The following is an 11,200-nucleotide window of genomic DNA, read 5'->3' as shown; positions in this document are numbered from 1 at the left end:
GACGCTTGACGCGTCTTATCAGGCCTACAAGCCCGTTGAAACTGCTGGTTTTATGCGCCGCATCCGGCATATTAACCATGACGTCGAATCGGTTGTTCAGAATGCCCACGCTGCATCACCCGCTGCAACACTTCCGCTTCCAGCTCCGCTAATCGTACCGACCCTAACCGGCGCGGACGGGGTATATCCACCGTCAAATCCAGACCAATTTTTCCTTCTTCAATTAACAGCACCCGGTCAGCCATCGCCACCGCTTCGCTCACATCATGCGTTACCAGCAAGACGGTAAAACCGTGCTCCTGCCAAAGTGACACAATCAAATCCTGCATCTCCAGTCGCGTTAAGGCGTCCAGTGCCCCGAGCGGTTCATCAAGCAACAATAAACCCGGTCGATGAATCAACGCTCTTGCCAGCGCCACACGTTGTTTTTGCCCGCCAGAAAGTGCGGCAGGCCATTCCCCAGCCCGATTCTCTAGCCCTACCGCAGCCAGCGCCTGACGCGCGGCATCGCGCCACTGGCCTTTCAGACCTAACCCAACGTTATCAATTACCGATTTCCACGGCAGTAAACGGGCATCCTGAAACATCATGCGTGTATCGTCCTGAATTTCGGCAAGTGGCGTTGTGCCCGCTAACACATCGCCTGCGGTTGGCGTTTCCAGCCCCGCCAACAGGCGCAGCAGGGTACTTTTACCACCGCCGCTGCGACCGACCACCGCCACAAACTGACCTGCCGGAATATGTAGATCAAGTTGATTCAGAACGATATTTTCTGCGTAATGTTTACTTACAGCATTGAGCAATAGCGGTGTGCCCTGGTTCAATCGTGCAGTATTCATACCGTGGCCTCCTTCAGATGATAAGCCGGGTTCCAGCGCAGCCAGACGCGCTCTAACAATTGGGCGCTGACGTCAGCAAGTTTGCCGAGCAGGGCGTAAAGAATAATGGCGACTACCACCACATCCGTTTGCAGAAACTCCCGCGCATTCATCGCCAGATAGCCAATGCCGGAATTAGCAGAAATGGTTTCGGCAACAATCAGCGTCAGCCACATCAGACCTAACGCAAAGCGCACACCGACCATAATTGAGGGCAGGGCACCGGGCAGAATCACATGGATAAACAGCGGCACGCCGGATAAGCCATAGCTGCGCGCCATCTCTACCAGCCCACGATCGATATTACGAATGCCGTGCCAGGTGTTGATATAAATGGGGAATAGCGTGCCAAGCGCCACCAGGAAAATCTTTGCGGACTCATCAATGCCAAACCACAAAATCACCAGTGGGATCAGCGCCAGATGTGGCACGTTGCGCAACATCTGAATTGAGGTATCCAGTAGTCGCTCACCCCAGCGCGACAGCCCGCTAATCAGCCCCAGAATCAACCCCAGCGATCCGCCAATGGAAAAACCAATCAGCGCCCGCCATGAACTTATCGCCAGATGCTGCCACAATTCGCCGCTGGCTGAGAGCGTCCAGAACGCCGCGACCACCCCTTGCGGCGAGGGCAAAATACGCGTCGACAACCAGCCAACTGACGAGGCCAGTTGCCACACCGCCACGATGCCCACCGGTAAAAACCAGGGGGCAACGCGCAATAACCACTTTTTCACTGGCGTTGCCATCATCTTGTTCCTTAGCTTTGCGCGACTTTACGTGGGATAAACTCATTTGCCACCGCTTCGCCTTGCGGATTCAGCGGCTGCGGCTGGGGAATTTCCGGGATGGCGACATCCAGATGCGGGAACAGCAACTCGCCAACCCGATACGCTTCTTCCAGATGTGGATAGCCAGAAAGGACAAAACTGTCGATGCCAAGCGCGGCGTATTCGTTGATTCGCGCAGCGACTGTCGGCCCATCGCCCACCAGCGCCGTCCCGGCACCGCCGCGTACTAAGCCAACTCCCGCCCATAAATTGGGGCTGATCTCCAGATTGTCGCGCTTACCGTTATGCAGCGCCGCCATTCGTTGTTGACCTACGGAATCCGTCCGGGCAAATGCTTCTTGTGCTTTGGCAATCGTCTTATCATCAAGATGGGAGATTAACCGTTCGGCGGCCTGCCAGGCTTCGTCGTTGGTTTCGCGGACAATTACATGCAGACGAATACCGAAACGGATTTTGCGACCATGTGCGGCAGCTTTTGCCCGCACTTGTTCTATCTTCTCTTTTACCCGCTCCGGCGGCTCGCCCCAGGTGAGATAGAGATCAACCTGTTCGGCAGCCAGATCCTGAGCAACGTCGGACGATCCGCCAAAGTAAAGTGGCGGATACGGCTGTTGAATCGGCGGGAAGAGCAGTTTTGCTCCGCGCACATGAATATGTTTACCGTTGAAATCGACGGTTTCTCCCTGCAATAAACGTCGCCAGACCTGAGTAAATTCCGCCGAGGCTTCGTAACGCTCGCTATGATCAAGGAACACGCCGTCGCCTGCCAGCTCTTGCGGATCGCTGCCTGTGACCAGGTTAAACAACGCGCGTCCATTAGAGAGGCGATCAAGCGTGGCAGCCTGGCGAGCGGCTACGGTAGGCGATGTCACACTTGGGCGTAGAGCGACGAGGAACTTAAGCCGTTGCGTCACCGGGATCATCGATGCCGCCACCAGCCACGCATCTTCGCAGGAACGGCCTGTTGGGATCAGCACGCCGGTATAACCAAGACGATCCGCCGCTTGCGCAATCTGTTGCAGATACCCATGATCAACCGGGCGAGACCCTTCTTCCGTTCCCAGATAATGACCGTCACCGTGCGTGGGTAAAAACCAGAACATATTCAGACTCATAATTGTTTTCCTTCCAGTTGAGTGGGCTGCCAGATGCGTTGGCGGATATCGACTTTTTTCGGCACCAGGCGATTTTCATAAAACAGGTCGGCAGTGTGTTGCTGTAAAGCAGCAACCTCGGCGTTCACGGGTTTGATGGTGGTAGGGGGGCGATGGTCAAGATATGAGGCAATGACCGGCGCCGGTAAACCCATTGTTTTTGCCAACAGGGCGATGCTTTGTTCGCGCTGGCTATGGGTTAACGCATCGGCCTCGCTAAAGGTTGCCAGTACGCCCTGAATAAATGCGCCGTTTTTTTCTGCATACGGACGGGCTGCCAGATAAAACGATCCGGTTTGATTGAGATCGGTGCCATCTTTCAGCACCCGCACGCCGCCCTGCAATAACGCAGCGGAATAGTAGGGATCCCAGATAGCCCAGGCGTCGACGTTACCCTGCTGAAATGCAGCGCGCGCATCGGCGGGCGTCAGATAGGTCGGCTGAATATCAGTGAAATTAAGCCCGGCCTGTTGCAGTGCGCGCAGTAAAAGGTTGTGCGAACTTGAACCTTTCTGAAACGCGACTTTGTGGCCCTTTAGTTCAGCCACAGTTTTGATCGGGCTGTTTTCGGGCACCAGAATCACTTCGGCTTTTGGTTTCGGTGGCTCGACACCGACGTAGACCAAATCAGCACCGGCGGCCTGAGCAAAAATTGGAGGAATGTCCCCCGTACTGCCCAGATCGATACTGCCGACGTTTAACGCCTCCAACATTTGCGGACCAGCGGGAAACTCCACCCACGAGATTTTGGTTTGCGGATAGCGTGTTTCCAGTAACTGGTGGCTTTTTGCCAGCACCATGCTGATGCTGCCTTTTTGATAACCTATCCGTAACGCTTCAGGAGAAGACTCCGCAGCAATCGTGAGCGTAGAGACGCTGAATAATCCCATCAGCACCAGTTTAAAAATATTACGCATGAGCGTTACCTCGCAGAGAGAGAAGGTCAGGAACCTGGACATCGCGGCGGTGCAGCGCCTGCCAGAAGGTATCGAGCGCGGTATCTAGACGGGATTGCAGATTCGGCGTGAATTGCGGCTTATGTTGGAAATCAAGCACCTGCGAGTCATCGGCAAATACGCCGTGTAAGATTTCCTGCGCTTTTAAGGCGCTTAGTACCGGTTTGAGGGCATAATCGACAGCCAGTAGATGAGCCACCGTGCCACCTGTCGCCAGCGGCAACACCACTTTTCCTTGTAGTGCGCGTTCTGGTAGCAGGTCGAGAAGCGTTTTCAGTGCGCCGGAATAGGCGGCTTTGTAGACGGAAGTGGCGACAATCAGCCCATCAGCCTCTTGCAACTGATCGGTGAAAGTCTTGAGCGCCGGACTATCGAAACGGGCATAAAGCAAATCTTCCGGGGCGAAGTTTTGCAGATTCCAGTGATAAACTTCCACATCCAGGCCATTCAATTTTTCCCGCGCATATTCCAGCAAAGAGCTGGAGCGAGAAGGAAAGCGAGGACTTCCTGCCAGGGTAATGACACGCATACTCTCTCCTTATAACCAATAGTTCTTGTTTTGTTAAAATTGATAACAATTCGGTCAGTCTGACAGAGAGAGCTTGTGAGTCGAAATGATTTATCTGATGAAGAAAAGCCAAAAAAAGCATAAAAAAAGCACAACAAGAAAACGTTTGCTATTTATTGCCACAGGTCAATTCCCTTTTGATCCGAACTCGCACATAATACGCACCCGGTTTGCACACCGGGAATCCAGGAGAGTTCATGTACTACCCCTTCGTTCGTAAAGCCCTTTTTCAGCTCGATCCTGAGCGCGCTCATGAGTTTACTTTTCAGCAATTACGTCGCATTACCGGAACGCCGTTTGAAGCACTTGTTCGACAGAACGTTCCAGCGAAACCGGTTAACTGCATGGGACTGACCTTTAAAAATCCGCTTGGTCTGGCTGCCGGTCTTGATAAAGACGGGGAGTGTATTGACGCTTTAGGCGCAATGGGATTTGGATCGATCGAGATCGGCACTGTCACCCCTCGTCCACAACCAGGAAATGACAAGCCGCGTCTCTTCCGTCTGGTGGATGCTGAAGGTTTGATCAACCGTATGGGCTTTAATAACCTCGGCGTTGATAACCTCGTTGAGAACGTTAAAAAAGCACATTATGACGGCGTTCTGGGAATTAATATCGGTAAAAATAAAGATACACCGGTTGAGCAAGGCAAAGATGACTATCTGATTTGTATGGAAAAAATCTACGCCTATGCAGGATATATTGCCATCAATATTTCATCACCGAATACCCCAGGATTACGTACTCTGCAATATGGCGAAGCACTGGATGATTTATTAACGGCAATTAAAAATAAGCAAAATGATTTGCAAGCGATGCACCATAAATATGTGCCGATCGCAGTGAAGATCGCGCCGGATCTTTCTGAAGAAGAGTTGATCCAGGTTGCCGATAGTTTGGTACGTCATAATATTGATGGCGTTATTGCGACTAATACCACCCTCGATCGTTCTTTAGTTCAGGGAATGAAAAATTGCGATCAAACCGGTGGCTTAAGTGGTCGTCCGTTGCAATTAAAAAGCACAGAAATTATTCGCCGCTTGTCGCAGGAATTAAACGGTCGTTTACCGATCATTGGTGTTGGTGGTATTGACTCGGTTATTGCTGCCCGTGAGAAGATAGCAGCGGGGGCTTCACTGGTGCAAATTTATTCTGGTTTTATTTTTAAAGGACCACCGCTGATTAAAGAAATCGTTACTCATATCTAATTATTTCTTTCACTTTCTCTTTATAAGATAATCAGGGCTTTATTTTCAGCCCTGGTTGTTTTATATTCATTCCTGTTACTTATTTAGACATTTTGTACTTTTCTTGTTGAGGTTATTAAGCAAAGCGACAATGGAATGTGTTGCAGTGAATTTATAGGGTAGAGGAGAGGCATATGCGAATTAAACCAGACGATAACTGGCGTTGGTATTACGATGAAGAGCATGATCGAATGATGCTTGATTTAGCCAATGGTATGCTGTTTCGCTCACGTTTTGCGCGTAAAATGTTGACGCCGGATGCTTTTTCTCCTGCGGGATTTTGCGTTGATGACGCCGCGCTCTATTTCACGTTTGAAGAAAAATGCCGCGACCTTAACTTATCAAAAGAACAAAAAGCTGAACTGGTGCTTAATGCACTGGTAGCGATTCGTTATCTCAAACCGCAAATGCCGAAAAGCTGGCATTTTGTTTCTCATGGCGAAATGTGGGCACCAGCGTCGGGTGATGCTGCCTGTGTCTGGTTAAGCGACACCAATGAGCAGGTCAATTTACTGGTTATTGAATCTGGCGAAAATGCCGCACTGTGCCTGCTGGCGCAACCTTGCGTCGTCATCGCCGGGCGCGCCATGCAACTGGGTGACGCCATCAAAATTATGAATGACAGGCTGAGACCGCATGTGAGTTATGACAGCGTCAGCCTTGAACAAGCCGTTTAACTTTTCAGTTTCAATGCAGTCTTCGGTACGCAACTACAGCAAAGAATTGTTCCATCGTCGCTCATAGCTGATTTTTTCAGCGGGGTGACTTCGCCTTCGAGAAGCTGAACACGACAACTTCCGCATATGCCGGCACGGCAAGAATAGGGAATACGAATCCCTTGATTTTCTAATTGTTCCAGCAGTACCTGTTGGTTATTACCGCGAAATGCCCGCCCTTGCCAGTTGATGTCAACATTCGCGTTTGGTTGTTGTGTCGCGGAGAAAGTATCGTCGGCTGCGGCCGCACCGTAGACTTTTGCCGGTGCTGTCGCCAGGATTTCCACCTCATCGCCAACACGGATAACACCACTGTTACGGGCAATTAAGTTTTGACCGAAATCGACATCGCCGTTATCCTGGGCTGTACGGAAAGATTGCAGCGTTTTTAATGGTTCGCCAGCCGGATGCTTTTGCCCTTTTTCCGGGCTAACGGTGGTGAAAATACAACGGCTACAAGGTTTCACCACATCGAACACCACATCGCCAATACGAATCACTTTCCAGGTGTCTTCTTCCCACGCGGCTACGCCAGAAACAACCAGATTGGGGCGGAATTGTTCCATTTTGACGCTTGCCGGACAGCGTTGTTGGAGATCGCGCAATGAAGCTTCATTGACGAGCAGATACGGATAGCCATCAGCGAATGACAGGGGTACAGTGTTGTGGCGTTTTACGCGCCGCGTCATCTGTGGCCCCACCCAGCGCAATTGCACGTCGCGGGAGAAAAATCCGCTTAACCATTTGTTTATCTCATCTGGCGCAATGCGCGCAGTAAAATGGTTACCCCACACTTCCGTTGGTGCGTCCTGTTCGGCGAAATCGGCAAAGCGTACCCACGCACTACTACCATCGGGCGCAGTGAGATGCAGACCGTCATGAACGGGAGATGGGGTAAAGCGCACCATCTGTGGAAACTGACGGGCGGTAATAAATGTACCGTCGGGTTCTGTCAGCATAAAAATGCGATCGAAGGCCAGCCCGCTGATATCTGCAAGAGCGTGTGTCAGACCGATGCCACGCATGGATTTAACAGGATGAATAAAAAGCCGGGTTAATGTCGCCACGGTGCGGTCCCCAAATGAAAATAAGCCCTCAACTTTATGACATGACGGACTTATTAGCTATAATGCGCAACAATTTTCTTAGAGTAAAAGTGACGATATGAATTCTCTGTTTGCCAGTACGGCCCGTGGGCTGGAAGAGCTGTTAAAAACTGAACTGGAAAACCTGGGGGCCGTTGAATGCCAGGTGGTTCAGGGTGGGGTCCATTTCAAGGGCGACACGCGGCTTGTATACCAGAGCCTGATGTGGAGCCGCCTGGCCTCGCGTATTATGTTGCCGCTGGGCGAGTGTAAGGTTTACAGCGATTTAGACCTCTATCTCGGCGTTCAGGCGATCAACTGGACAGAGATGTTTAATCCTGGCGCGACCTTTGCTGTCCACTTTAGCGGTCTGAATGACACTATCCGCAACAGCCAATACGGTGCGATGAAAGTTAAAGACGCAATTGTTGATGCTTTCACGCGTAAAAATCTGCCGCGACCAAATGTTGATCGCGATGCGCCGGACATCCGCGTTAACGTCTGGCTGCATAAAGAAACCGCCAGTATCGCCCTTGATCTCAGTGGTGATGGTTTGCATCTGCGTGGCTATCGTGATCGTGCAGGTATTGCGCCAATCAAAGAAACACTGGCGGCTGCCATTGTGATGCGATCTGGCTGGCAGCCAGGAACACCACTGCTCGACCCGATGTGTGGTTCCGGTACGTTGCTGATTGAAGCCGCGATGCTGGCGACCGACCGCGCGCCGGGCTTGCACCGTGGGCGTTGGGGATTTAGCGGCTGGGCGCAGCACGACGAAGCCATCTGGCAGGAAGTGAAAGCGGAAGCACAAACTCGCGCCCGTAAAGGTCTGGCAGAATACAGCTCTCATTTCTACGGTTCCGACAGCGATGCGCGGGTGATTCAACGTGCGCGTACTAACGCCCGCCTGGCGGGGATTGGCGAACTGATCACTTTTGAGGTGAAAGATGTCGCGCAACTGACCAATCCGCTACCAAAAGGACCGTATGGCACCGTACTGAGCAACCCGCCATACGGTGAGCGTCTGGACAGCGAACCGGCGCTGATTGCGCTGCATAGCCTGCTGGGCCGAATCATGAAAAACCAGTTCGGTGGCTGGAATCTCTCTTTATTCAGCGCCTCGCCGGATTTGTTAAGTTGTCTGCAATTGCGCGCAGACAAACAGTACAAGGCGAAAAATGGCCCGCTGGACTGCGTGCAGAAAAACTACCACGTTGCCGAAAGTACCCCGGACAGCAAACCGGCGATGGTGGCGGAAGATTACGCCAACCGTCTGCGTAAGAACCTGAAGAAATTCGAAAAATGGGCGCGGCAGGAAGGGATTGAATGTTACCGCCTGTATGACGCCGATTTGCCAGAATACAACGTCGCTGTTGACCGCTACGCCGACTGGGTGGTCGTGCAGGAGTACGCGCCGCCGAAGACCATCGATGCGCACAAAGCGCGTCAACGTTTGTTCGATATTATCGCTGCGACCATTTCGGTACTGGGGATTGCGCCAAACAAACTGGTGCTGAAAACCCGTGAACGCCAGAAGGGCAAAAATCAGTATCAGAAACTGGGCGAGAAGGGCGAGTTTCTTGAAGTCACCGAATATAACGCGCACCTGTGGGTGAACCTGACGGATTACCTTGATACGGGTTTGTTCCTCGATCACCGTATCGCCCGTCGTATGCTCGGTCAGATGAGTAAAGGCAAAGATTTCCTCAACCTGTTCTCCTATACCGGTAGCGCCACCGTGCACGCGGGCTTAGGCGGCGCGCGCAGCACCACCACAGTGGATATGTCGCGTACTTATCTGGAGTGGGCAGAACGCAACCTGCGTCTGAATGGCTTAACCGGCCGTGCGCATCGCCTGATTCAGGCCGATTGTCTGGCGTGGTTGCGTGAAGCTAATGAACAGTTCGATCTGATTTTTATCGATCCGCCAACCTTCTCTAACTCAAAACGAATGGAAGATGCGTTTGATGTTCAGCGCGATCATCTGGCGCTGATGAAAGATTTGAAGCGTCTGCTGCGTGCTGGCGGGACGATCATGTTCTCGAACAACAAGCGTGGCTTCCGTATGGATCTTGACGGACTGGCAAAACTGGGACTGAAAGCACAAGAAATTACGCAAAAAACGCTCTCCCAGGATTTCGCCCGTAACCGCCAGATCCACAACTGCTGGCTGATTACCGCAGCCTGAAAGGAATAGTAATGTCATTAATCAGTATGCATGGCGCATGGCTGTCGTTCAGCGACGCGCCGCTTCTCGATAACGCAGAACTGCATATCGAAGATAACGAACGTGTTTGTCTGGTGGGCCGTAACGGCGCAGGCAAATCGACGTTAATGAAAATCCTCAACCGTGAACAGGGGCTGGATGACGGTCGGATAATCTATGAGCAAGATTTGATCGTTGCGCGTTTGCAACAAGATCCGCCGCGTAACGTTGAGGGCAGCGTTTATGATTTCGTTGCCGAAGGCATCGAAGAACAGGCGGAATACCTGAAACGCTATCACGATATTTCGCGCCTGGTGATGAATGACCCGAGCGAGAAAAATCTCAATGAACTGGCGAAAGTCCAGGAGCAGCTTGATCACCATAATCTGTGGCAACTGGAAAACCGCATCAACGAAGTATTGGCACAGCTGGGATTAGACCCCAATGCTGCGCTGTCGTCACTTTCCGGCGGTTGGTTGCGTAAAGCGGCGTTGGGACGCGCGCTGGTGAGCAATCCGCGCGTGTTACTGCTCGACGAACCGACTAACCACCTGGATATCGAAACCATCGACTGGCTGGAAGGGTTCCTTAAAACCTTCAATGGGACGATTATTTTCATCTCCCACGACCGTTCGTTTATTCGCAATATGGCGACGCGCATTGTTGATCTCGATCGCGGCAAGCTGGTGACCTATCCAGGGAATTACGACCAGTACCTGCTGGAAAAAGAAGAAGCCCTGCGCGTGGAAGAGCTGCAAAACGCCGAGTTCGACCGCAAACTGGCGCAGGAAGAGGTGTGGATCCGTCAGGGGATCAAAGCGCGTCGTACCCGTAACGAAGGTCGCGTGCGTGCATTGAAAGCGATGCGTCGTGAACGTAGCCAACGCCGGGAGGTAATGGGTACGGCGAAGATGCAGGTCGAAGAAGCCAGCCGCTCCGGTAAAATAGTCTTTGAAATGGAAGATGTTTGCTATCAGGTTGAGGGCAAACAACTGGTGAAAGACTTTTCCGCTCAGGTACAACGTGGCGACAAAATTGCGCTGATTGGCCCGAATGGCTGCGGTAAAACCACGCTGTTAAAACTGATGCTGGGGCAACTTCAGCCAGACAGCGGACGTATTCACGTTGGCACCAAACTTGAAGTGGCTTATTTCGATCAGCACCGCGCGGAACTGGATCCCGATAAAACGGTGATGGATAACCTTGCCGAAGGTAAGCAAGAGGTGATGGTTAACGGTAAACCACGCCACGTGCTGGGTTATTTGCAGGACTTCCTGTTCCATCCGAAACGGGCGATGACGCCGGTACGTGCGCTTTCTGGCGGGGAACGTAACCGTCTGCTGTTAGCACGTTTGTTCCTTAAGCCAAGCAATTTACTGATCCTCGACGAACCGACCAACGACCTTGACGTCGAAACGCTCGAACTGCTTGAAGAGCTAATCGACAGCTACCAGGGGACGGTGTTGTTAGTAAGCCACGATCGTCAGTTTGTCGATAACACTGTGACAGAATGCTGGATCTTTGAAGGCGGCGGCAAAATTGGTCGTTATGTTGGCGGTTATCATGATGCCCGTGGTCAGCAAGAACAGTATGTGGCGC

Annotated in this window: 10 protein-coding genes; 4 read left to right on the top strand and 6 right to left on the bottom strand. The window is 52.0% G+C overall.

Features of this window, described 5'->3' with window-relative positions:
* Nucleotides 1–71 precede the first annotated feature (71 nt).
* From ssuB to ssuE, 5 genes are read right to left on the bottom strand one after another with little or no spacing between them, the layout of a single operon-like run.
* Nucleotides 72–839: an aliphatic sulfonates ABC transporter ATP-binding protein gene (gene ssuB / locus EQY_RS0117055; RefSeq protein WP_001090487.1), complete on the bottom strand. Its 768-nt coding sequence runs from the start codon at nucleotides 837–839 to the stop codon at nucleotides 72–74.
* A complete protein-coding gene (gene ssuC / locus EQY_RS0117050) occupies nucleotides 836–1,627 on the bottom strand; it encodes an aliphatic sulfonate ABC transporter permease SsuC (RefSeq protein ID WP_024212630.1) in 792 nt (263 codons plus the stop codon). Before ssuC ends, ssuB begins: the two co-directional genes overlap by 4 nt.
* Nucleotides 1,628–1,638: 11 nt before the next feature.
* The gene (gene ssuD, locus EQY_RS0117045) at nucleotides 1,639–2,784 is read right to left on the bottom strand and encodes an FMNH2-dependent alkanesulfonate monooxygenase (RefSeq protein WP_000056004.1); all 1,146 of its coding nucleotides are present in this window, start codon (nucleotides 2,782–2,784) and stop codon (nucleotides 1,639–1,641) included.
* Nucleotides 2,781–3,740, bottom strand: a complete 960-nt coding sequence (gene ssuA, locus EQY_RS0117040) for an aliphatic sulfonate ABC transporter substrate-binding protein SsuA (protein ID WP_001244251.1) — start codon at nucleotides 3,738–3,740, stop codon at nucleotides 2,781–2,783. The genes ssuD and ssuA overlap by 4 nt, the downstream gene beginning before the upstream one ends.
* On the bottom strand, nucleotides 3,733–4,308 hold the full coding sequence (ssuE, locus tag EQY_RS0117035; protein ID WP_001263923.1) for an NADPH-dependent FMN reductase: 576 nt from the start codon (nucleotides 4,306–4,308) through the stop codon (nucleotides 3,733–3,735). Before ssuE ends, ssuA begins: the two co-directional genes overlap by 8 nt.
* A gap of 236 nt (nucleotides 4,309–4,544) precedes the next feature.
* Between ssuE and pyrD the strand changes: the two genes are divergently transcribed.
* Nucleotides 4,545–5,555 carry a quinone-dependent dihydroorotate dehydrogenase gene (gene pyrD / locus EQY_RS0117030; RefSeq protein WP_010344456.1) on the top strand — a complete coding sequence of 337 codons (1,011 nt, stop codon included), beginning with the start codon at nucleotides 4,545–4,547 and terminating at the stop codon, nucleotides 5,553–5,555.
* Between the two features lie 173 nt (nucleotides 5,556–5,728).
* Nucleotides 5,729–6,271, top strand: a complete 543-nt coding sequence (zapC, locus tag EQY_RS0117025; RefSeq protein WP_001220665.1) for a cell division protein ZapC — start codon at nucleotides 5,729–5,731, stop codon at nucleotides 6,269–6,271.
* Here the strand turns inward: zapC and ycbX are convergent.
* The gene (ycbX, locus tag EQY_RS0117020; RefSeq protein WP_000224255.1) at nucleotides 6,268–7,377 is read right to left on the bottom strand and encodes a 6-N-hydroxylaminopurine resistance protein YcbX; all 1,110 of its coding nucleotides are present in this window, start codon (nucleotides 7,375–7,377) and stop codon (nucleotides 6,268–6,270) included. The two genes, zapC and ycbX, sit on opposite strands and share 4 nt — an antisense overlap.
* 97 nt (nucleotides 7,378–7,474) lie before the next feature.
* On the opposite strand from ycbX, the gene rlmKL reads away from it, so the two are divergent.
* Nucleotides 7,475–9,583, top strand: coding sequence for a bifunctional 23S rRNA (guanine(2069)-N(7))-methyltransferase RlmK/23S rRNA (guanine(2445)-N(2))-methyltransferase RlmL (rlmKL, locus tag EQY_RS0117015; RefSeq protein ID WP_001086527.1), 2,109 nt, complete (start codon nucleotides 7,475–7,477; stop codon nucleotides 9,581–9,583).
* An 11-nt stretch (nucleotides 9,584–9,594) separates the two neighbouring features.
* On the top strand, nucleotides 9,595–11,200 hold a 1,606-nt coding region (locus tag EQY_RS0117010; RefSeq protein ID WP_000053065.1), incomplete at its 3' end, for an ABC transporter ATP-binding protein.

Source organism: Escherichia sp. TW14182, from assembly GCF_000208525.1.
Taxonomy (GTDB): Bacteria; Pseudomonadota; Gammaproteobacteria; order Enterobacterales; family Enterobacteriaceae; genus Escherichia; species Escherichia ruysiae.
Note: the sequence above shows the minus strand (reverse complement) of the source record. Positions and strands in the feature narration are given on the sequence as shown.

Bases quoted from the DNA above. Each gene is read 5' to 3' on its own strand.
- ssuB (WP_001090487.1), bottom strand. From the start codon at position 839: ATGAATACTGCACGATTGAACCAGGGCACACCGCTATTGCTCAATGCT.
- ssuC (WP_024212630.1), bottom strand. From the start codon at position 1,627: ATGGCAACGCCAGTGAAAAAGTGGTTATTGCGCGTTGCCCCCTGGTTT.
- ssuD (WP_000056004.1), bottom strand. From the start codon at position 2,784: ATGAGTCTGAATATGTTCTGGTTTTTACCCACGCACGGTGACGGTCAT.
- ssuA (WP_001244251.1), bottom strand. From the start codon at position 3,740: ATGCGTAATATTTTTAAACTGGTGCTGATGGGATTATTCAGCGTCTCT.
- ssuE (WP_001263923.1), bottom strand. From the start codon at position 4,308: ATGCGTGTCATTACCCTGGCAGGAAGTCCTCGCTTTCCTTCTCGCTCC.
- pyrD (WP_010344456.1), top strand. From the start codon at position 4,545: ATGTACTACCCCTTCGTTCGTAAAGCCCTTTTTCAGCTCGATCCTGAG.
- zapC (WP_001220665.1), top strand. From the start codon at position 5,729: ATGCGAATTAAACCAGACGATAACTGGCGTTGGTATTACGATGAAGAG.
- rlmKL (WP_001086527.1), top strand. From the start codon at position 7,475: ATGAATTCTCTGTTTGCCAGTACGGCCCGTGGGCTGGAAGAGCTGTTA.